A 20,679-nucleotide genomic window follows, 5' to 3' on the forward strand; every position below is an offset into this window, starting at 1 on the left:
ATGCTAGACGGGTCGAACAGGGATCACCTCCTGCGCACCCAGTCGCTTTTCGGCGCGTTTTGTCCGGTCGACAATGTCTCCGGCTAATTGGCCACACGCCGCATCAATATCATCGCCGCGCGTTTTACGCACCGTGACCGTAAAATCGTATTCCATTAAGGTTTTCATAAACCTATCAATACGAGAGTTACTTGGTTTATTGAATGGCGATCCAGGATACGGGTTAAATGGGATCAGGTTAATCTTCGCCGGTGTATCTTTTAACAGCTCTGCGAGTTGGCGCGCATGCTCCATGTAGTCATTCACATGATCGAGCAAAATATATTCAACCGTGACACGGCCACGGTTGGCATTCGAGGTTTCAATATAACGATGCACCACATCTAAGAAAGCGTCGATATCCCAGCGATCGTTAATCGGCATAATTTGGCTACGCAGTTCATCATTCGGCGCGTGCAGTGAAATCGCTAGCGCAACATCAATTTTACCAATCATCTGCTCCAAGCCAGACACCACACCGGAAGTCGATACCGTGACACGACGCTTCGACAAGCCATAGGCATTATCATCGAGCATCAAGTTGAGTGATGGCAGCAGGTTTTTCATGTTCAGCAACGGCTCGCCCATCCCCATCATCACCACATTGGTAATAGGACGGCGTCCGGTTTCTTTTTCGATACCAATTTCTTTTGCGGCACGCCAAACCTGGCCAATAATTTCAGAAACCCGCAAATTACGGTTAAAACCCTGCGCACCGGTCGAGCAAAACTTGCAGTCGAGCGCACAACCAACCTGAGAGGAAACACACAATGTTGCCCGGTCATCTTCAGGGATATACACGGTTTCCACATCTTGACCGCCCACTCGCATCGCCCATTTAATGGTGCCATCTTTTGAGTAATGCGCTTCACTCACTTCAGGGGCTTTAACCTCGGCGACCAGCTTGAGCTTTTCACGTAACTTCTTGTTGATGTTGTTCATTTCATCGAAGTCATCGCAACCAAAATGATACATCCACTTCATGACTTGGTCAGCGCGGAAGGCTTTTTCACCGAGCTCATCGGCGAAATAGGCACGCAATCCTTGCCTGTCAAAATCAAGCAGATTTACTTTCTCTGTCGTCATTGGGGTTGCCTCGTAAAAACTAGCTATATGGTAAGACACGGGTATTGGCCTGGCGTTCTCGAGTGAATACACCTTGAATCTAGTCAAGATCCCTGTTCGGAACGCGCTTAAGGCGCGAAATTGTACAGGCTTTAGATCACACTTTCCACTCTCTATGAGCGTGGTTATTCAGGTAAGAGGCAGGAGAAGAACAAAACAAAAAAGAGGCTCGCGCCTCTTTATAAACCTTTTATATCCGCCTTTGCGTTAACAACGAGGATGAATCTCATCCGCGGTGAAAAAATACGCAATTTCACGTTCAGCCGAGCCTGGGCTATCCGAGCCATGTACGGAGTTATATTGCATACTTTCCGCGTAGTCAGCGCGCAATGTCCCGCAAGCCGCTTCTTCGGGGTTAGTTTTGCCCATCAACTCACGATAACGGTTAATGGCACCCTCGCCTTCCAACACCTGCACCATAATCGGTCCAGAGGTCATAAACTCGACTAAGGACGCAAAGAAAGGTTTACCTTGGTGCTCAGCATAAAACCCCTCAGCCTGTTCTTTGCTAAGGTGTAACATTTTCGCTGCCACGATGCGTAAGCCAGCACTTTCGATACGCTGATAAAGCGTACCAATCAAGTTACGCTCTACGGCATCAGGTTTGACGATAGAAAAAGTGCGTTCAATGGTCATTCGCTTGTCCTTTTACTGTCTAAATCAGGCTCACTAGGAGCAACAACGCGCTTACCCTAGCAAACTTTATTGTCTGCCCCTATCACCAATGCGGTGAAGCGTTAACTCACACAAAAAATTCGTTAACACCTCACCGATTAATTGATGAGGTTATTTGGCTTCATCCAATAACACACGCGCCAAGGTTTTCACGCCCATCCCGGTGGCACCGACCGCCCATTTGTCACTGGCGGCTTTACGATAAGTCCCCGAACAGTCGATGTGCATCCAGCCTTTTTGGTAATCTTCGACAAAATACGATAAAAACGCGGCGGCCGTGCTCGCACCTGGCATGTACGCGCCTGTCGATACGTTGGCAATATCAGCAAATGAAGAAGGCAGTAACTTACGATGGAATTCAGCCACAGGGAGAGACCACATTCCTTCACCCTCTTGCTGTGCCGCCTCAAGGGTACGATGGGCGAGCTTATCATCAAAGCTAAACAATGCGTGATAATCGTTACCCAATGCGGCTTTTGCTGAGCCCGTCAGGGTGGCGCAATCAATTAAGAGTTCAGGCTTTTGCTCACTGGCATACATTAAGCCATCCGCGAGCACCAAGCGTCCTTCGGCATCGGTATTCAATACTTCAACCGTCACGCCGTTTTTGTAAGTGATAATATCACCTAGCTTGTAGGCACTGCTTGAGATCATGTTCTCTGCACAGCAAAGCACTAATTTCACGCGCTTATTTAGGCCCTTCGCCACTGCCATCGCCAATGCGCCTGTCGCGGTTGCCGAGCCACCCATATCGGCTTTCATGGTGGTCATAAAATCTGAGCCTTTGATGCTATAGCCGCCCGAATCAAAGGTGATCCCTTTTCCGACTAAGCATGCATAAACCGGTGCATCCGGATCGCCGGTCGGGTTGTAGTCCAATTGCAACATGGTCGGTTTACGGGCAGAGCCTCGTCCAACGGTATAGATGCCGTGCCAGCCTTTTTCTAACAGATCCGTGCCTGAAATAATCTTGTAAGTGACATGCTCCGGCTCCGGTGCCATCGATTTTACAAATTCCCCTGCGCGGGCCACCAACTGATGCGGACCGACTTCTTCTGCCGGTTGGTTGATAATATCGCGCACCCAGTCACCAACAGTTTGCCGAAGTTCGAACTCCTTGGTGTCTGTGTCATTTAAGACCGCTTGCGCAAAAGCCACTTTATTTTTAGGACCGCGAAGCCCTTGGTAAAAGGCCCACACTAATTCAAGATCCCAATGCCCGCCGGTCAGCGTCAGTGCAGGGACACCTTGTCCCTCGAGTTTACGCGCGGCTTGCTGCACCTTATCTCGTTGATTGGTGTCGCTCGGTGCATGGATAAGCGCTTTATCGGCGTCAAAAGAGACCAGCGCATTATCGCCCCATTGCGCGGCTGCCGGCTGATGCGACAGGGTTACTTTTAATGTTTCTGACATTTTGTACTCCTTGTACTGTCGCGCTGTTTTTTACTGTACAGCGTGTTTGACTGGGCAGCGTACGTTGAGTACATGGCACCCAGTGGAATAAAAAAAAAGCGAACCGATGGGCCCGCTTTTGGTAATAACTCTATTTGGCCGTCAATACTGTGCCGAGCCGGTGACAATAACACAAGTATTATCAATCACTCACGAGAGCTAGCCCTCAGTCTTGCTCATCCATCCAGCACATAATGATCGCTTCCAAAATCCGTTCATTCGAGCGCTCAGGATCATCGTCAAAGTCATCCAGTTCGGTGATCCATTGATGCAAGTCGGTAAAACGTACTGTTTTAGGATCGACATCTGGGTAAGCGTCACACAGCTCAATCGCAATATCGAGTGAATCCGTCCATTTTAAACTCATTTTGCTTCTCCGTCCGTTACAGCATTAGATTAATGATTTTCCGCTGCATGGTTTAGGGTGTAGCGTGGAATTTCGACCACCAGATCTTCATCGGTAATTTTCGCCTGACAGCCCAAGCGGGACTCTGGCTCAAGTCCCCATGCTTTATCGAGCATGTCATCTTCAAGCTCATCACTTTCGTCGAGCGAGTCAAAGCCTTCGCGAACCACAATGTGACAGGTAGTACACGCGCAAGACTTTTCACACGCGTGCTCGATGCCAATGCCATTTTTTAGCGCCACATCGAGGACGGTCTCCCCTTCTTTCCCTTCCAGTTCCGCACCTTCTGGGCATAACTCGTGGTGCGGCAGAACAATAATCTTAGGCATGATTACACCTCATCAATGGATTGACCGGCCAACGCATTACGAATCGATTTGTCCATACGACGTGCCGCAAAGGCCTGGCTGGCTTTATCTAGTGCTTTGATTCCCGCTTCAATGGCAGCGCCATCATCGCCGTTACGCAGCGCGATCAATGTTTCAATTTCGTTCACGAGCGCTTGTTGCTCGTTATGATCGAGCAAGGTGTCACCGTCTTGTTGCATGGCGACCAGTAGGCCTTCGATCACCCGATCGGCTTCAACGCGTTGCTCCGCCAAATAGCGGGCATCTTTGTCTTCTTCCGCATGGGTAAATGATGATTTGATCATGTTGGCGATTTCGTCATCATTGAGCCCGTAAGACGGTTTAACCTGGATCGACGAGGCCACACCAGTCGACTTTTCCATGGCCGACACAGACAGCAAACCGTCGGCATCCACTTGGTAGGTCACGCGGACATGGGCTGCCCCCGCGGTCATCGGTGGAATGCCTTTTAAGGAGAAACGCGCCAACGAGCGGCAATCATCCACCATTTCACGTTCACCTTGTACCACGTGCACTTTCATGCCGGTTTGACCGTCTTTAAACGTGGTGAACTCTTGGGCTTTCGCCACAGGAATGGTGGTATTGCGTGGAATGATTTTTTCTACCAGGCCGCCCATGGTTTCAATGCCGAGCGAAAGCGGGATCACGTCCAGCAACAACATGTCAGAGTCGGGCTTATTGCCGACCAAAATATCCGCTTGTGTTGCGGCACCTATCGCGACCACTTTATCTGGGTCGATACTGGTTAACGGTTCACGACCAAAGAAGTCGCCGACTTGATGGCGAACGGCCGGTACCCGGGTTGACCCGCCGACCATCACGACTTCTAGGATTTCATCGGCACTGACGCCGGCGTCTTTAAGCGCACGACGGCACGACATCAAGGTCTTTTTAACCAAAGGGGCGACCAAGGCATCAAAGGTGTCACGTGTCAGCGTACCTTGCCAACCGAGTACGTCAATGTCGGTACTGGCGGAGGAAGACAATGCGATTTTAGCCTGTGTCGCTGCGTGGAGCACCGTACGGCGCTCATCACCACTGAGGGTTTCAAACCCGGCTTGCTCACAGATCCATTGCTCGAGCAGGTGGTCAAAATCATCCCCACCTAGTGCTGAATCGCCCCCGGTGGCCATGACTTCAAACACGCCTTGGGAGAGACGGAGAATCGATATATCGAAGGTCCCGCCCCCGAGATCATACACAGCAATCACGCCCTCTTGGCCCGAGTCGAGCCCGTAAGCAATGGCCGCTGCGGTTGGCTCGTTGAGTAAACGGAGTACATTCAGGCCCGCGAGTGTCGCGGCATCTTTGGTGCCTGCTCGCTGCGCATCATCAAAATAAGCTGGAACAGTGATCACCACGCCTTCAAGCGCATCACCCAAGCTGACTTCTGCACGTTCACGTACCGCCCGCAAAATATCGGACGAGCCTTGAACTGGGTTGATGGCACCACGTCGTGTCTCGACTTGTGGCAGGCCATTTTCAGTTTGTGAAAACCGATAAGGAAGTTGCGGATAACGTGTCTGGACGTCATCCAAAGAGCGTCCCATCATGCGCTTGACCGATACCAAGGTGTTGGCACTATCCGTTTGCACATGAGGAAGGGCATCATAACCCACTGAAATGGCATCACCACCATAGTGGACCACCGACGGGATCAGTGATCGATCGTGTTCATCGTTCAAGGTGGTTGCGACACCGCTTCGTACCGTGGCAACCAAAGTGTTGGTCGTACCCAAATCGATGCCGACTGCATGCTTGTGTTCATGCGGCGCGGCACTTTGACCGGGCTCTGAAATCTGTAACAGTGCCATGTCTAATCCTTAAACTTTACTGCGTTGACAGGCGAATAGTGCCGATCAGCTCATCAGCTGATCTTCGACGCGCTCCACTTCGGAGCAAAGCTTCTCTGCAAACTTAAGCTTGCGCACAATCACTGCCGCCTCTTGCCATTGAGAAGCAGCGAGTGCCTGCTTAACCTCTTTGATCAAGGCATCATAAAGCGCTTGTGCTTTTGCGCCAAAATCAAATAACGCAGCATCGTCTTGGCTATCAGTGATCGACTCCAGTTCTTCACGCAGTGTCATTTGCTGCATTAAGAACTCAGGATCCTGCATCGTTTGCTGTTCGTCTTTTATATCAATGCTTTGTAACGTCAGCATATATTCAGCGCGTCGAACGGGATCTTTCAACGTCTGAAACGCATCGTTAATTTGCGAGGCTTTCTGCACCGCCTGAAGACGCGTTTTATCGTCTTGGCTAGCAACGTTATCTGGGTGATACTGGCGTTGCAGCTCCCGAAACGTTGAAGAAAGCGAGCTACCGTCCAGCTCAAACTGATACGGTAGCTCGAAGAGTTCAAAATGATTCATGTGCTCTCACGTATTACACGTTGAAGCTTTCGCCACAACCACATTCGCTACTGACGTTAGGGTTGTTGAACTGAAAACCTTCATTTAGGCCTTCTTTGACAAAATCTAACTCTGTCCCTTCGAGATAGAGCAAGCTCTTGCCATCGACGATTACCTTGACGTCATCGTATTCGAATACCTGATCACCTTCTTGAAGCTCATCAGCAAATTCAATGACATAGGCCATGCCAGAACATCCTGACGTCCGTACGCCAAGACGCAAGCCAATGCCCTTTCCACGGTTGTCTAGAAACGCTCTTACGCGATCTGATGCCGCTTGTGTCATGGTAATAGCCATAGTATCAACAACCCCTTCGTTTTACTGCTGGTGTTTTTTCTTGTAGTCGCTAACTGCTGCTTTAATGGCGTCTTCCGCTAAGATAGAGCAGTGGACTTTAACCGGTGGCAGCTCAAGCTCTTCCGCAATCTCAGAGTTTTTGATTGCAGCGGCATCGTCAATCGAACGGCCTTTTACCCATTCGGTGACCAACGAGCTCGATGCGATCGCTGACCCGCAGCCATAGGTTTTAAATTTAGCGTCTTCGATGATGCCTTCGTCATTCACCTTGATTTGTAGCTTCATGACGTCGCCACATGCAGGGGCACCGACCATGCCGTTACCGACGGATGGATCGCCTTTTTCAAACGAGCCAACGTTACGTGGGTTTTCGTAGTGGTCAATTACTTTTTCGCTGTAAGCCATAATTGTTTCCTCAATATGATTGCTCACTGTTGCCAGTTGGCGCGTTTTTCGTATTAGTGGTGCGCCCATTCAACGGTACTTAAATCAATACCGTCTTTGTACATGTCCCAAAGTGGTGACATTTCTCGCAGCTTGTTCACGGCCTCACGGACTTTTTCAATCGCGTAATCCACTTCTTCTTCAGTAGTAAAACGACCAAATGAAAAACGTAGTGAGCTGTGTGCTAGCTCATCGTCGCGTCCTAGCGCACGAAGAACATAAGAAGGCTCAAGGCTTGCTGATGTACACGCCGACCCAGACGATACCGCCAGATCTTTTAGCGCCATCAACAAAGACTCACCTTCAACAAAGGCAAAGCTCACGTTCAAGTTGTGTGGAACGCGCTGCTCCAAATCACCATTAACGTAAACTTCTTCTAAATCTTTGACGCCGTCATAAAAGCGATTACGTAACGCAAGTGCATGTTCAAAATCTTTTTCACGCTCTTCTTTAGCGATACGGAAGGCTTCACCCATACCCACAATTTGGTGGGTCGGTAAGGTGCCTGAGCGCATACCACGCTCGTGACCACCACCGTGCATTTGCGCCTCAATACGCACCCGTGGCTTACGGCGAACATACAAAGCGCCGATGCCTTTTGGTCCGTAAGCTTTGTGCGCGCTGAAAGAAATCAGATCAATTTTCATTTCTTTCACATCTAAAGGCACTTTGCCCACAGATTGTGCAGCATCCACATGGAACATAATTTTGCGCTCGCGGCATAATTCGCCGATAGCCGAAACGTCTTGAATCACGCCGATTTCGTTATTCACGTGCATGATAGAGACCAAAATGGTGTCATCACGCATCGCCGCTTCTAGCTTTTTCAGATCAACTAAGCCGTTTTCTTCTAGGTCGAGGTAGGTGACTTCAAAGCCTTCTCGCTCTAGCTGCCGGCATGGATCAAGTACCGCTTTGTGCTCGGTCTTGCAGGTAATGATGTGCTTGCCTTTTTTCGAGTAGAAATTGGCAATACCTTTAATGGCTAGGTTGTCTGATTCCGTCGCGCCAGAGGTGAACACGATCTCACGCGGATCGGCATTGCAATAGTCGGCAATGTTTTCGCGTGCGGTATCAACGGCTTCTTCTGCTTGCCAGCCAAAACGGTGCGAGCGAGAGGCTGGGTTACCGAAGACCCCGTCCATGGTCAGATGCTGACTCATTTTTTCAGCAACGCGCGGATCAACCGGACACGTGGCTGAATAATCAAAATATATGGGCAATTTCATGTTTTTCTCCAATTACACCGACATTGGTCATCAGGAGCGAACGTTCACGCCTATGGTGGCGCTATCTTGTTTGACCTTCGAGCTAAACGTGTTTCTTGGCGCCAATGAGGCGTCCAGTTTAGCATCCTGACGATCTGCTACTTGCTTCACTTCGTTATCATGCATCAGCTCACCGAGCGTGATGTCGTTTAGAAAACCGCTAATACGGGCACTTAAGTCGTGCCACAAGGTGTGTGTCAAACAACGGGTTCCGCCTTGGCAATCTGCTTTACCTTGGCATTTTGTCGCATCAACCGATTCGTCAACCGCGGCAATCACCGCGCCAACAGCAATCTCGTTGGCGACTATCCCGAGACGATAACCACCGCCTGGACCACGAACACTGCTGACCAGTCCCGACTTACGGAGCCGTGAAAAAAGTTGCTCAAGATAAGACAAGGAAATGCCTTGACGCTCAGAGATGTCCGCCAGGGGCACAGGGCCCTGCTCGGCATGAAGCGCCACGTCGAGCATGGCGGTAACCGCATAACGGCCTTTCGAAGTCAATCTCATAACACGCTACCTGTGGTGAATAGATGCTCAAATGGTTACATACCTGAGTATTTTGGTCAAGTATTTACCTGAGTATTTTTGTCAAGTTTTCACCAAGGTGTACGACGCCTCATTTGAAAGGATCAACGTGGGGTGTGATTATCGGTATTTTGCTCGCTCGATGCCGCCTGTTTGGTCACCTTTTCCACCGAAGACAGCACGCCTCGTAAAATATTGAGTTCCTGACTCTCTAAGCGCGCGCGATTAAATAAGCGACGTAGTTTTGTCATGACCATGCCAGGGTGCTGAGTACGGATAAACCCTGTTTTAGTAAGAACCGTTTCGAGGTGCGTATAAAAACGCGCCAAATCTTGGTTCAGCGGATAGTCTTGCTCAAGGGTTGGGCCTTGATAGGCTTGACTGTCCAACCAGGCGACACGCATTTCATAACACAGCGTTTGCACAGCCATGGCCAAATTCAAAGAGCTGTAGTCTGGATTGGATGGAATCGAAACATGATAGTGACATGTTTGCAGCTCTTCATTGGTTAAGCCAGTTCGCTCTCGGCCAAAAACGATGGCAACCGGATGTGTTGCGGCTTCTTGAATGGCTTTTTGGCCGCACGCTCGCGCATCCAGCATCGGCCATTCTAATGTTCGGCTTCTTGCGCTGGTGCCTATCACTAGGCCACAATCGGCCACCGCTTCTTCAAGCGTATTCACCACTCTCGCGTTATTGGCAATATCACTGGCCCCTGCGGCTAAGGCAATGGCTTGACCGTCCACTTCACAGCCAGGCGCCACTAATGTCATGTTGGTCAGTCCCATGACTTTCATCGCTCGGGCGGCTGAGCCAATGTTTCCGGAGTGGGACGTGCCTACTAATACAACGCGAATTTGATCTAGCATGATGTTGTTTTCGTCTCTTGCTCTGTCCATCTTGGATGGGATGGGCAGCGGTCTGTTAGATCTGCGCAGTTTATCACAGTGCAATCGATAATACTTCTCAGCTAAGCCTGCGGCTGGTGTCATATTTAGCACAGGCCACGCGCTTATTGACGGTTAAAAAATACCCACTTTTCTTTTGCTCTGGCTCTGTTATACTCCGCCCCGCTTTCGTTCTTTAACATCCGTTGGGAAAACCGTATGCATCCGATGCTAAACATCGCCGTCCGTGCTGCACGGAAGGCTGGCGATTTTATCGCTAAATCTGCAGAAAACAAAGACAACATCGAAACCGCACAAAAAGGCAGTAATGACTTCGTCACTAATGTCGACAAAGCGGCGGAACAAATCATTATCGATATTATTAAAAAATCATATCCGGACCACACCATCATTGGCGAAGAGTCAGGCGTGGCGGAAGGCAAAGATAGCGATTATCAATGGATCATCGACCCACTGGATGGCACCACTAACTTCATTAACGACTTCCCGCATTTCTGCGTTTCCATTGCTGTGCGCATTAAAGGCCGTACAGAAATTGGTTGCGTTTACGATCCTATCCGCAATGAGCTATTTACCGCTCAACGTGGTTCTGGCGCACAACTCAATAACAAACGTATCCGTACTGGCAGCGCCAAAGAGCTTGACGGCACCCTCTTAGCGACCGGCTTCCCGTTTAAAGCTAAACAGCACGCTGAAGGCTTTATCGCCGTTGTTGGGGCGTTGTTTGTCGATTGTGCTGACTTCCGTCGTACTGGATCGGCAGCGCTCGATCTTTGCTACGTTGCCGCGGGCCGTGTTGACGGCTTCTTTGAACTAGGCCTTAAGCCTTGGGATCTGGCTGCGGGTGAGTTAATTGCGCGCGAAGCGGGTGCCATTTGCACTGACTTTAACGGCGGTACCGACTATATGCGCTCTGGCAATATTATCAGCGGTGGCGCACGTGTGGTGAAAGGTATGCTCGCCAAAGTTCGCGAACACGCGCCTGAGTCGATGAAAAAATAAAGACACCGATAAGATATTAATAAAAAGCGGCGCTCAATGAGCGCCGCTTTTTTGTACCTGAAGATGATGACGGCTTGTAAACAATTCGCCACTTGGTCACTGCATAGCCCCACTCTAAGCACAGGGCAAGCGTGGTTAAGGCATCGCGTCGAACTCTTCCCCTTCTTTTTCCACTTCAGGGATCAAGAGGTGCTCGCGCGCAATACCGAGTTTCAAGGCCAGCGCCGAAGCGACATAAATCGATGAGTATGTCCCGACGGTAATACCAATCAACAGTGCCATGGCAAACCCATGGATCATCGACCCACCCAAGGTAAAGAGCGAAATCACCACAAACAAGGTAGTGCCTGAAGTAATGGTTGTCCGACTTAGGGTTTGTGAAACAGACGCATTGATGATTTCGTCTGACTCGCCTTTACGAAGTTTGCGGAAGTTCTCACGAATACGGTCAAACACCACAATGGTATCGTTAAGCGAGTAACCCACGACTGTCAGCAAAGCAGCGACGATAGTGAGATCCACCTCCACGTCGAACAGAGAGAAAATCCCCAGCGTAATAATCACATCGTGAGCCAGCGCCATGACGGCACCGGAAGCTAGACGCCATTCGAAACGGAACGAGACGTAGATCAGGATACAAACCAATGCAATGATGATTGCCAAGCCACCCGCTTCGGTCAGCTCGTCCCCGACATTGGGGCCGACAAACTCGATGCGGCGCATCTCGACGTTATCACCGGTACCGGCTTTGATGGCATTCAGTACTTCATTACCGAGGTTTTCACCTTCCATGTCATCACGTGGGCGCAGCCGAACCATCACGTCCGTGGCGCTACCAAAGTTTTGCACCACCGCATCGCCAAAGCCTTCAGCGGATAACGAATCACGGATTAGGGCAAGATCAGCCGGTTGTTCAAAACCGACTTCAATCAAGGTACCGCCGGTAAAATCGAGCCCCCAATTCAACCATTTGGTTGATAAGGTGACCACAGACGCCGCAATCATGAAGATCGAGAACACGAAGGCCACTTTAGACCAACGCATAAAGTTGATCGACATGTCCGGTTTAAATATTTGAAACATGCTTGGGCTCCCTTAAATCGACAGTTTTTCGACGCGCTTGCCGCCATACACAAGATTTACCAGTGCACGCGTTCCCACGATAGCGGTAAACATGGAGGTCAAAATACCAATCGATAGTGTCACCGCGAAACCTTTAATTGCGCCAGTACCCACAGCAAACAAGATGATCGCCGTAATCAGCGTGGTAATATTAGCATCGGCAATGGTACTAAAGGCGTTGGAATAACCCCGATCAATCGCATGTTGTGGACTACGCCCTTCGTGCAGCTCTTCTCGAATACGTTCAAAAATAAGCACGTTAGCATCCACCGCCATCCCCACGGTTAAGACAATACCGGCAATGCCCGGTAGCGTCATGGTGGCGCCCGGAATAAGCGACATAATCCCAATAATCAAGATGATATTCGCGAACAAGGCACAGTTAGCAAACAAGCCGAAGCGGCGGTAATACACCAGTGTAAACAGCATGACTGCAACGAGGCCCCATAAACAGGCTTGTATACCCATATTGATGTTTTGCTGCCCCATGGATGGACCTATGGTGCGTTCTTCAACAATCGAAATGGGCGCAATCAAGGCACCGGCACGTAGCAATAACGCAAGGTTGTGAGCTTCAGCTGCTGAGTCGATCCCAGTTATGCGAAAGTCACGGCCTAATGCCGATTGAATGGTCGCTTGGTTAATCACTTCTTCGTGTTTTTCCAAGATCACTTTGCCATTTTCGTCACGCTCACCACTGTCTTTGTACTCAGCAAATACCGTTGCCATCAGCTCGCCAATGTTACGCTTACTGAAGTCAGACATTTTGTCACCGCCCTCGCTGTCGAGCGAGATATTCACCTGTGGGCGACTGTACTCATCACGTGATGAACTGGCGTCTGTGATGTGTGAACCGGTTAAGATGACCCGCTTTTTCAATACTGCAGGACGCCCGTCACGCGAGCTCATTAGCTCACTACCCGGCGGAACACGCCCTGCCATCGCTGCAGATAAATCGGCATCTTGGTCAACTTCACGAAATTCCAAGGTCGCGGTCGCGCCGAGAATTTCTTTTGCTCGGGCCGTATCTTGCACACCTGGCAACTCAACCACGATGCGACTCGCACCTTGACGTTGGACCAAAGGCTCTGCGACCCCGAGCTCATTGACACGATTACGTAAAATAGTGATGTTTTGCGCCACCGCGTAGTTACGGATTTCTTTTAATCGCTCTTCTTTGTACACCGCGGTTAAGGTGCCGTCGTCTTCATCAATCGAGAAGTTCATATCCCGATAATTGTTCGACAGTAGCTCGAGCGCTTTATTGGTGTCTTCTGCGTTACGCAAGTTAACCATTACGCGCGTGTTATCTTCGACACGTAAACCACGATAGCGAATGCGCGCTTCACGTAAATCGGTACGAAAGCTGTCTTCTTGCTGGGTAATCAACTTTTCTAGCGCAGCGTCCATGTCCACTTCCATTAAGAAGTGTACCCCGCCACGTAAATCGAGTCCCAATTTCATTGGTGTTGCGCCAAGGGCGTCCAACCAAGAAGGGGTCGCTGGCGCCAGGTTTAATGCGACCACATAGTTATTGCTATCAAAGCGAGACATCAACGCATCACGAGCACTGATTTGCGATTCAGTGTCTTTAAAGCGAGCTAAGACAGTGCCGTCTTCAAGTGCAATGGATTGGTAGGAGAGATCATTAGATTCGAGGGTTTGTTTGATGGAGTCCAGCGCAGTCATATCTACCGAGGCGCCACGCGCCCCGGAAATTTGTACTGCTGGATCTTCACCGTATAAATTGGGAAGCGCATACACGATGCCAATAACCAAGGCTATTAGCACCATGATGTACTTCCACAAAGGATAACGGTTTAGCACAGCATGCATCCTTTATGGTTGCGAGAATTAGAGAGACTGGATAGTACCTTTGGGCAGTACTGCCGTCACGAAGTCTTTTTTAATGGTCACTTCGTTATTGTCGTTAAGAGCAATAACAATAAAGTCATTGTCTTCAGCAATTTGGGTGATTTTACCCACCAAACCACCACCGGTCAGTACTTCGTCTCCTTTGCTCATGGATGCCATTAGGTTTTTATGCTCTTTAACACGCTTAGATTGCGGGCGATAAATCATAAAATAGAAAATAACCGCAAAGAGACCAAGCATAATAAAAAGCTGCATACCGCCACCTTGTGGGCCGGCTTCAGCCGCTGCGTGAGCTTGTGAGATAAACATTCAATCACGTCCTCGTTTTAGTTGTTGAATTCGAAATCAATCGAGCGGTGGCACTTCCTTGCCACGACGCGCGTAGAAATCCGCTACAAAGGCATCTAATCTACCTTCGTCAATCGCGTTACGCAAACCTTCCATGACGCGCTGATAATAACGCAAGTTATGGATAGTATTGAGTCGCGCACCGAGGATTTCATTACAACGGTCTAAGTGGTAAAGATAGGCACGGCTATAATGGCGGCAAGTGTAACAGTCACACTCAGGATCCAGAGGCGAGGTATCACTTTTATGTTTCGCATTACGGATCTTGATCACACCACCGGTAATAAATAGGTGACCATTTCGGGCATTTCGGGTCGGCATCACGCAATCGAACATATCAACGCCACGACGCACCCCTTCCACGAGGTCTTCCGGTTTACCCACTCCCATTAGATAACGGGGTTTGTCTTCCGGCAACTGCGGGCAGGTATGCTCCAAAATGCGATGCATATCTTCTTTTGGCTCACCGACGGCAAGCCCGCCAACGGCGTAACCATCAAAGTCAATCTCAGTTAGGCCTTCTACCGACACATCGCGTAAGTCTTCGTATACACCACCTTGCACAATGCCGAACAGCGCATTTTTGTTACCAAGTTTGTCAAAATGATTGCGACTACGCTTGGCCCAGCGCAGTGACATCTCCATCGACTTTTTCGCTTCAGCGTGCGTCGCAGGATACGGGGTACACTCATCAAAGATCATCACGATGTCTGAGCCAAGGTCGTATTGGATCTCCATGGATTTTTCCGCATCCATGAAAATCCGATCACCGTTAACCGGGTTACGAAAGTGCACTCCTTCTTCAGTGATTTTACGGATATCTCCTAAGCTAAAAACTTGGAAGCCGCCAGAGTCGGTTAAAATAGGGCCATGCCACTGCATAAAGTCATGCAAATCCCCATGCAGTCGCATAACTTCTTGCCCCGGACGTAACCATAGGTGAAAGGTATTACCGAGTAAGATCTCAGCCCCGGTGCCTTTCACTTCTTCAGGGGTCATGCCTTTTACGGTGCCATAGGTCCCCACGGGCATAAATGCCGGGGTTTCGACCGTGCCGCGCTCAAAAATCAAACGGCCACGGCGGGCGCGTCCATCGGTTTTCTTTAGTTCGTATTCCACGAATCCTCCTCAGTGCCAGAGAAACAGTCTGGCGTGTGTCTTATGCTAACAAGGTTTACCCTGCCGCAAGCTTAGATCACACGAAGCCAGGCTTCGCGTGAACTTAATTAATCAGGTTGTTGCTGACGGGTTATAAACATGGCATCGCCATAGCTGAAAAAGCGATAGCGTTCTTCAACTGCCGCGCGATAAGCGGCCATGGTATGTTCGTAACCGGCAAAAGAACTCACCAGCATGATCAAGGTTGATTCCGGCAAGTGGAAATTGGTGACAAGCACATCCACTAGCTGCCACTGGTAACCTGGATAGATAAAAATCTGGGTGTCATTAAAAAATGGCGCCAGTGGTTCACCTTTTTGCTTCGCCGCTTGTGCTGCACTTTCCAATGACCGTACTGACGTGGTCCCCACCGCAATCACGCGTTTACCTTGTGCACGCGTTTGATTGACCGCATCGACCACCTCTTGAGGCACTTCAGCATACTCGGCATGCATGATGTGCTCTTCAATGTTGTCGACCCGAACCGGTTGGAATGTTCCGGCGCCCACATGCAAAGTAACAAAGGCAATATTGACGCCTTTTTCTTTGAGCGTTGCCATAATGGCATCATCAAAGTGTAATCCCGCCGTTGGTGCTGCTACCGCCCCAGGTTTTTGGTTATACACGGTTTGATAACGCTCTTTATCGCTTTCTTCATCAGGACGGTCGATATACGGCGGCAACGGCATATGGCCGATGTCGTTGAGTGTATCCACTACGCCTTTATCGCTGTTTAGCTGGATTTCGAACAGGGCGTCATGGCGTGCCACCATTTCTGCCGGGATCTGTCCGTCATCACCGAGGAATAATTCAGCACCGGGTTTTGGCGCTTTAGACGCGCGCACGTGGGCAAGGAAACGACGTTCGTCGAGCACACGCTCCACCAGCACCTCTATTTTTCCACCCGAGGCTTTGCGGCCATACACGCGTGCAGGGATCACACGTGTGTTGTTGAACACCATCAAATCCCCAGGTTCAACCAGTTCGAGGATATCTTTAAACTGACGATGCGCTACCTCACCGCTGGTGCCATCAAGTGACAATAAGCGACTTGCACTGCGATCCGGCTGTGGATAGCGCGCAATCAACTCATCAGGGAGTTCAAAGTGAAAATCGGATAATTGCATGACGTTTGCCTAGATAAAAAGCAGGCCGCTAGTATAGGTAGCCCACCGTGAATATCAAGCGAGCGAAGCAGGCAATCGTTTCAGTGCGCATTAATAGCATGGCGATATTTACGTTTGAAGCCTTTGCCGGATGATTAACTTTGGCGGATGATTAACTTTCGCGGATGATTAACTTTCGCGGATGATGTCCTTTTGCAGATCATTGCCTTTTGCAGATCATTGCCTTTTGCGGATAATAGCCTCGCGCAGATAATTGATGTGTATCACGTCCACCCCGTGCCAAGTGCACTACAGTTAAATTAATCCTGTGCACTGATAACAAGGAGGTGCCATGTTTACCGTTGATGATATGATGACTCGCCATCCACATACACTGAGTCCGGATCATACGCTTGATGATGCCCACCGCTTAATGCGCGCGGAACGCTTCCGTCACTTACCCATCGTCGATGATAATGAACGCTTGCTTGGGCTAGTTACCCAGCGCGATGTGCTTTCAGCCCAGGCATCGTCTTTAGGAAGAGCAACCAATGGCGATCATCAAATCCATACCCCACTCGCACAATTTACCGATAAGCAACTTGTCACCGTCTCGCCAGAGGCGTCGTTACGTGCCGCAGCATTATCAATGTTAGCGCGTAAAATAGGGTGTTTACCCGTGATTAGAAATCAACGCCTTGTTGGGATCATTACTGATAGTGACTTTGTCGCCATTGCGTCGACCTTGCTCGAAATTCAAGAAGAAAGCGAGCCGATGGAAGAAGGTGAATAAACAAAAGGGAGTGTTTCCACTCCCTTTCTGGCTTCATTTCCATGATAACGGTTTTAATTAAAACTGATCTTCTTCCGTTGAGCCCGTCAGTGCGGTTACCGAAGATTGACCGCCTTGGATAATATTAGTCATCTGGTCAAAATAGCCAGTACCGACCTCCTGCTGGTGAGCCACAAACGTGTAACCACGCTCCGCCGCAGAAAATTCAGGTCGCTGTACCTTCTCTACATAATGGCGCATTCCCTCACCTTGCGCATAAGCGTGGGCAAGATCGAACATGTTGTACCACATGTTGTGAATGCCCGCTAAGGTGATGAACTGATACTTGTAACCCATGTCGGACAGCGCTTGCTGGAAACGAGCGATGGTGTCGGCATCCAAGTTCTTTTCCCAGTTAAAGGATGGCGAGCAGTTATATGCCAATAATTGATCCGGATATTGCGCATGAATCGCCTCGGCAAATTGACGTGCTTCTTCCAGATCCGGTGTCGCGGTTTCACACCAAATCAAATCAGCATACGGTGCATAAGCGAGACCACGGGAAATCGCTTGTTCAATCCCTGGACGCACGCGATAAAAACCTTCTGCGGTGCGCTCACCTGCAATAAAGTCTTTATCATAAGGGTCGCAGTCTGAGGTAAGCAGATCAGCCGCATTAGCATCGGTACGAGCAATCACGAGCGTGTCAGTCCCTGCAACATCCGCCGCCAAACGCGCTGCAACCAGCTTTTGCACGGCTTCTTGGGTTGGCACCAATACCTTTCCACCCATGTGACCACACTTTTTCACTGACGCCAATTGATCTTCAAAGTGGACGCCTGCTGCGCCTGCCTCAATCATATTGCGCATCAACTCATAGGCGTTGAGTACACCACCAAAGCCAGCTTCGGCATCGGCAACAATAGGGAGAAAATAATCAGTACCCTCTTCTGGGGTCCCACCTTTTGACCACTGTATTTGATCCGCGCGGCGAAAAGCATTGTTGATACGTTTAACAACCGAGGGGACTGAGTCAACTGGATACAGTGACTGGTCCGGATACATGCTGGACGCTGTGTTATTGTCCGCTGCCACTTGCCAGCCTGACAAGTAAATAGCTTCAATGCCGGCTTTTGCTTGCTGCACAGCTTGGCCACCCGTTAACGCGCCCAAGCAGTTAACATAGCCTTTTTTCGCACTGCCGTTAACAAGGTCCCACAGCTTAGCTGCGCCGCGTTTAGCAATGGTATTCTCGGGGACAAAAGAGCCGCGCATACTGACCACTTCTTCAGCGGTGTACGTTCGCTTTACGTTTTTCCAGCGTGGATTTTCAGCCCAATCCTTTTCCAGTTGCGCGATTTGTTGTTGGCGAGTCAAAGTCATGTTCCATTCCTCTTTGTTAGCAGAGCCTTGTCAGCCCTTCGCTTTCATTCCATGTTGTTGTTTTGCTTCCATGCCCATTAAGGCAAATACTCGTACCCTGGTAAGGTTAAGAAGTTAACTAGCTCATCACTGGTTGTCAGCTCGGCCATTAACGTTGCCGCTTGGCGGTATCGCCCTTGAGCAAAACGTTCAGTGCCCAGTTCGTTTTCAAGCACAGCCATTTCTTCTTCGAGGTACTGCGTAAATAGCTCTTTGGTTACCACGTTGCCATTGCTGAGCGGCTTTTGATGCTTGATCCATTGCCAGATCGACGCACGCGAAATTTCGGCGGTCGCCGCATCTTCCATCAAGCCGTAAATCGGCACACAGCCATTACCCGAAATCCATGCCTCGATATATTGGACCGCAACCCGGATATTGTGGCGCATGCCCGCTTCGGTGCGTTCTCCATCGCAAGGCGCAAGCAAATCCGCCGCGGTAATTGGCGCATCTTGCTCACGAGAAACCGTTAGCTGATTCGGCTTATCGCCGAGCGCTTTATCAAAAATGGCTTTTGCCGTGTCTGCTAATCCGGGGTGGGCAATCCAGGTTCCATCATGGCCATTATTTGCCTCTAGCGTTTTATCTTTTTCGATTTTCTCGAGCACTTGTTGGTTTTCGGTTGGGTCTTTGCTCGGGATAAATGCCGCCATCCCTCCCATGGCCAATGCACCGCGCTTATGACAGGTTCTCACCAACAGTCGCGAGTAAGCATTGAGAAAAGGTTTGTCCATGGTGACCACCTGACGGTCAGGTAGCACCCGATCAGGATGATTACGAAGTGTTTTGATATAACTGAAAATATAATCCCAGCGACCGCAGTTCAGCGCGACGATGTGATCGCGTAAGTGATATAAAATCTCATCCATTTCAAACACGGCCGGTAGGGTTTCGATCAATACGGTTGCTTTGATCGTGCCTCGGCTTAGCCCAAATTCATCTTCTGCAAATGAAAACACATCGCTCCACCACGCCGCTTCTTGATAGGCTTGTAGTTTGGGCAAGTAGAAGTAAGGACCGGATCCTGTCTCAAGCAACCGACGATAGTTATGGAAAAAGTAGAGCGCGAAATCAAATAAAGCCCCAGGTAGCGGTTTACCTTGCCACATGACATGTTTTTCTGTCAGATGAAGGCCCCTAACCCGGCAGATCAGGCGCGCGGGATCATCGTTAAGTTGATAACGCTTTCCTGTCTCTGGTTGTTCGTAGCTGATGGTGCCGTTGATAGCATCGCGCAAGTTGCGCTGCCCCTCGACCACTTGTGGCCAAGCTGGTGCGAACGAGTCTTCAAAGTCCGCCATAAACACTTTCACATTGGCGTTCAGGGCGTTGATCACCATTTTCCGATCCACTGGGCCAGTAATTTCTAGCCGTCGATCTTGTAAGTCTTTGGGGATGCCACGAATGGTCCAATCATCGTGGCGAATCGATTGCGTCTCAGGAAGGAAATCGGGCAGCTCTCCCGCATCAATACGCTGTTGGCGCTGCTCGCGAGTGGCCAGAAGCCCAGGTATACGATCCGCAAATCGATTAGCCAAACTGGCTAAAAAACACAAGGCATCATCGGTTAGGATTTCTGCCTGCGCTGGGGTAACGGTCTCGTTAATTACCAGTGATTCGCGTAAGGTTGAGCATGCTTCTGTCATATCGCCTCCCTGGCTGTCATTTGTAATCCAATCACAACAAAAGTTATTTACGGACATCAAGTGGCATCTCACTCACTCAACGCCACACTAGTTATCTTACGTTGACTCAACCTCGGATAAAAATCAACCTAACACCTCACATCTATCAATCAAAAACCAATAATAAATACTTAAAATCAAATATTTAAATAGTTTAGAGCATAAGCTCGAATATGCTTTTTTGAATGGATTAGCAGAATGATGTAACACTGCTACCAAGATCATATTTTTTCCACCCAAGTGTAACCACTTACGTAATTAAGT

Annotated in this window: 21 protein-coding genes; 2 read left to right on the forward strand and 19 right to left on the reverse strand. The window is 49.6% G+C overall.

Annotation, left to right across the window (positions count from 1 at the left end; genetic code table 11):
• Positions 1-3 precede the first annotated feature (3 nt).
• From BZG81_RS13940 to trmJ, 12 genes are all read right to left on the reverse strand, one after another.
• Positions 4-1,125: a bifunctional tRNA (adenosine(37)-C2)-methyltransferase TrmG/ribosomal RNA large subunit methyltransferase RlmN gene (locus BZG81_RS13940; RefSeq protein ID WP_021022927.1), complete on the reverse strand. Its 1,122-nt coding sequence runs from the start codon at positions 1,123-1,125 to the stop codon at positions 4-6.
• 246 nt (positions 1,126-1,371) lie between these two features.
• Positions 1,372-1,800, reverse strand: a complete 429-nt coding sequence (gene ndk, locus BZG81_RS13945; protein WP_021022926.1) for a nucleoside-diphosphate kinase — start codon at positions 1,798-1,800, stop codon at positions 1,372-1,374.
• Positions 1,801-1,950: 150 nt separating this feature from the next.
• Positions 1,951-3,252 (reverse strand): aminopeptidase PepB, encoded by a 1,302-nt coding sequence (gene pepB, locus BZG81_RS13950; RefSeq protein WP_077677661.1) that lies wholly within the window; start codon positions 3,250-3,252, stop codon positions 1,951-1,953.
• Between the two features lie 205 nt (positions 3,253-3,457).
• The gene (gene iscX, locus BZG81_RS13955; protein ID WP_077460268.1) at positions 3,458-3,658 is read right to left on the reverse strand and encodes a Fe-S cluster assembly protein IscX; all 201 of its coding nucleotides are present in this window, start codon (positions 3,656-3,658) and stop codon (positions 3,458-3,460) included.
• Between the two features lie 29 nt (positions 3,659-3,687).
• Complete coding sequence (gene fdx, locus BZG81_RS13960; protein ID WP_077460267.1) at positions 3,688-4,026, reverse strand: ISC system 2Fe-2S type ferredoxin; 339 nt, start codon at positions 4,024-4,026, stop codon at positions 3,688-3,690.
• A gap of 2 nt (positions 4,027-4,028) precedes the next feature.
• Positions 4,029-5,879 (reverse strand): Fe-S protein assembly chaperone HscA, encoded by a 1,851-nt coding sequence (hscA, locus tag BZG81_RS13965; RefSeq protein ID WP_077677662.1) that lies wholly within the window; start codon positions 5,877-5,879, stop codon positions 4,029-4,031.
• A gap of 45 nt (positions 5,880-5,924) precedes the next feature.
• On the reverse strand, positions 5,925-6,437 hold the full coding sequence (gene hscB, locus BZG81_RS13970; protein WP_021022921.1) for a co-chaperone HscB: 513 nt from the start codon (positions 6,435-6,437) through the stop codon (positions 5,925-5,927).
• A 13-nt stretch (positions 6,438-6,450) separates the two neighbouring features.
• Positions 6,451-6,774 carry an iron-sulfur cluster assembly protein IscA gene (gene iscA, locus BZG81_RS13975; protein ID WP_021022920.1) on the reverse strand — a complete coding sequence of 108 codons (324 nt, stop codon included), beginning with the start codon at positions 6,772-6,774 and terminating at the stop codon, positions 6,451-6,453.
• 21 nt (positions 6,775-6,795) lie between these two features.
• On the reverse strand, positions 6,796-7,179 hold the full coding sequence (gene iscU / locus BZG81_RS13980) for a Fe-S cluster assembly scaffold IscU (protein ID WP_025744586.1): 384 nt from the start codon (positions 7,177-7,179) through the stop codon (positions 6,796-6,798).
• A gap of 53 nt (positions 7,180-7,232) precedes the next feature.
• Positions 7,233-8,447, reverse strand: coding sequence for an IscS subfamily cysteine desulfurase (locus tag BZG81_RS13985; RefSeq protein ID WP_077460264.1), 1,215 nt, complete (start codon positions 8,445-8,447; stop codon positions 7,233-7,235).
• A 30-nt stretch (positions 8,448-8,477) separates the two neighbouring features.
• On the reverse strand, positions 8,478-8,999 hold the full coding sequence (iscR, locus tag BZG81_RS13990) for a Fe-S cluster assembly transcriptional regulator IscR (protein ID WP_077677663.1): 522 nt from the start codon (positions 8,997-8,999) through the stop codon (positions 8,478-8,480).
• A 122-nt stretch (positions 9,000-9,121) separates the two neighbouring features.
• Entirely contained in the window at positions 9,122-9,886 is a 765-nt protein-coding gene (gene trmJ, locus BZG81_RS13995; protein ID WP_077677664.1) for a tRNA (cytosine(32)/uridine(32)-2'-O)-methyltransferase TrmJ, read from the reverse strand.
• Between the two features lie 237 nt (positions 9,887-10,123).
• On the opposite strand from trmJ, the gene suhB reads away from it, so the two are divergent.
• Entirely contained in the window at positions 10,124-10,927 is an 804-nt protein-coding gene (gene suhB, locus BZG81_RS14000; protein WP_077677665.1) for an inositol-1-monophosphatase, read from the forward strand.
• Positions 10,928-11,062: 135 nt separating this feature from the next.
• Here suhB and secF read toward each other — a convergent pair whose 3' ends face one another.
• The 5 genes from secF to queA all read right to left on the reverse strand — a co-directional run bounded on the left by secF (position 11,063) and on the right by queA (position 16,557).
• Positions 11,063-12,010, reverse strand: a complete 948-nt coding sequence (gene secF, locus BZG81_RS14005) for a protein translocase subunit SecF (RefSeq protein WP_021022914.1) — start codon at positions 12,008-12,010, stop codon at positions 11,063-11,065.
• Positions 12,011-12,022: 12 nt separating this feature from the next.
• Positions 12,023-13,876 carry a protein translocase subunit SecD gene (gene secD / locus BZG81_RS14010; protein ID WP_077460262.1) on the reverse strand — a complete coding sequence of 618 codons (1,854 nt, stop codon included), beginning with the start codon at positions 13,874-13,876 and terminating at the stop codon, positions 12,023-12,025.
• A 27-nt stretch (positions 13,877-13,903) separates the two neighbouring features.
• Positions 13,904-14,233, reverse strand: a complete 330-nt coding sequence (gene yajC, locus BZG81_RS14015) for a preprotein translocase subunit YajC (RefSeq protein WP_021022912.1) — start codon at positions 14,231-14,233, stop codon at positions 13,904-13,906.
• A gap of 36 nt (positions 14,234-14,269) precedes the next feature.
• Positions 14,270-15,391: a tRNA guanosine(34) transglycosylase Tgt gene (gene tgt / locus BZG81_RS14020; RefSeq protein ID WP_077677666.1), complete on the reverse strand. Its 1,122-nt coding sequence runs from the start codon at positions 15,389-15,391 to the stop codon at positions 14,270-14,272.
• Between the two features lie 107 nt (positions 15,392-15,498).
• A complete protein-coding gene (gene queA / locus BZG81_RS14025) occupies positions 15,499-16,557 on the reverse strand; it encodes a tRNA preQ1(34) S-adenosylmethionine ribosyltransferase-isomerase QueA (RefSeq protein WP_021022910.1) in 1,059 nt (352 codons plus the stop codon).
• 331 nt (positions 16,558-16,888) lie between these two features.
• Between queA and BZG81_RS14030 the strand changes: the two genes are divergently transcribed.
• Complete coding sequence (locus BZG81_RS14030) at positions 16,889-17,329, forward strand: CBS domain-containing protein (protein WP_077660461.1); 441 nt, start codon at positions 16,889-16,891, stop codon at positions 17,327-17,329.
• 57 nt (positions 17,330-17,386) lie between these two features.
• Here BZG81_RS14030 and aceA read toward each other — a convergent pair whose 3' ends face one another.
• Together aceA and aceB are read right to left on the reverse strand one after the other, a co-directional pair.
• Positions 17,387-18,691 (reverse strand): isocitrate lyase, encoded by a 1,305-nt coding sequence (aceA, locus tag BZG81_RS14035; protein WP_021022908.1) that lies wholly within the window; start codon positions 18,689-18,691, stop codon positions 17,387-17,389.
• A gap of 77 nt (positions 18,692-18,768) precedes the next feature.
• Positions 18,769-20,376, reverse strand: a complete 1,608-nt coding sequence (gene aceB, locus BZG81_RS14040; protein ID WP_021022907.1) for a malate synthase A — start codon at positions 20,374-20,376, stop codon at positions 18,769-18,771.
• Positions 20,377-20,679: the final 303 nt, after the last annotated feature.

Origin of the sequence: Salinivibrio sp. MA607, assembly GCF_001996245.1 — a bacterium.
Taxonomy (GTDB): domain Bacteria; phylum Pseudomonadota; class Gammaproteobacteria; order Enterobacterales; family Vibrionaceae; genus Salinivibrio; species Salinivibrio costicola.

Excerpts from the sequence above, each read along its gene's own strand:
- BZG81_RS13940 (WP_021022927.1), bottom strand. The coding sequence starts at position 1,125 with ATGACGACAGAGAAAGTAAATCTGCTTGATTTTGACAGGCAAGGATTG.
- ndk (WP_021022926.1), bottom strand. The coding sequence starts at position 1,800 with ATGACCATTGAACGCACTTTTTCTATCGTCAAACCTGATGCCGTAGAG.
- pepB (WP_077677661.1), bottom strand. The coding sequence starts at position 3,252 with ATGTCAGAAACATTAAAAGTAACCCTGTCGCATCAGCCGGCAGCCGCG.
- iscX (WP_077460268.1), bottom strand. The coding sequence starts at position 3,658 with ATGAGTTTAAAATGGACGGATTCACTCGATATTGCGATTGAGCTGTGT.
- fdx (WP_077460267.1), bottom strand. The coding sequence starts at position 4,026 with ATGCCTAAGATTATTGTTCTGCCGCACCACGAGTTATGCCCAGAAGGT.
- hscA (WP_077677662.1), bottom strand. The coding sequence starts at position 5,879 with ATGGCACTGTTACAGATTTCAGAGCCCGGTCAAAGTGCCGCGCCGCAT.
- hscB (WP_021022921.1), bottom strand. The coding sequence starts at position 6,437 with ATGAATCATTTTGAACTCTTCGAGCTACCGTATCAGTTTGAGCTGGAC.
- iscA (WP_021022920.1), bottom strand. The coding sequence starts at position 6,774 with ATGGCTATTACCATGACACAAGCGGCATCAGATCGCGTAAGAGCGTTT.
- iscU (WP_025744586.1), bottom strand. The coding sequence starts at position 7,179 with ATGGCTTACAGCGAAAAAGTAATTGACCACTACGAAAACCCACGTAAC.
- BZG81_RS13985 (WP_077460264.1), bottom strand. The coding sequence starts at position 8,447 with ATGAAATTGCCCATATATTTTGATTATTCAGCCACGTGTCCGGTTGAT.
- iscR (WP_077677663.1), bottom strand. The coding sequence starts at position 8,999 with ATGAGATTGACTTCGAAAGGCCGTTATGCGGTTACCGCCATGCTCGAC.
- trmJ (WP_077677664.1), bottom strand. The coding sequence starts at position 9,886 with ATGCTAGATCAAATTCGCGTTGTATTAGTAGGCACGTCCCACTCCGGA.
- suhB (WP_077677665.1), top strand. The coding sequence starts at position 10,124 with ATGCATCCGATGCTAAACATCGCCGTCCGTGCTGCACGGAAGGCTGGC.
- secF (WP_021022914.1), bottom strand. The coding sequence starts at position 12,010 with ATGTTTCAAATATTTAAACCGGACATGTCGATCAACTTTATGCGTTGG.
- yajC (WP_021022912.1), bottom strand. The coding sequence starts at position 14,233 with ATGTTTATCTCACAAGCTCACGCAGCGGCTGAAGCCGGCCCACAAGGT.
- queA (WP_021022910.1), bottom strand. The coding sequence starts at position 16,557 with ATGCAATTATCCGATTTTCACTTTGAACTCCCTGATGAGTTGATTGCG.
- BZG81_RS14030 (WP_077660461.1), top strand. The coding sequence starts at position 16,889 with ATGTTTACCGTTGATGATATGATGACTCGCCATCCACATACACTGAGT.
- aceA (WP_021022908.1), bottom strand. The coding sequence starts at position 18,691 with ATGACTTTGACTCGCCAACAACAAATCGCGCAACTGGAAAAGGATTGG.
- aceB (WP_021022907.1), bottom strand. The coding sequence starts at position 20,376 with ATGACAGAAGCATGCTCAACCTTACGCGAATCACTGGTAATTAACGAG.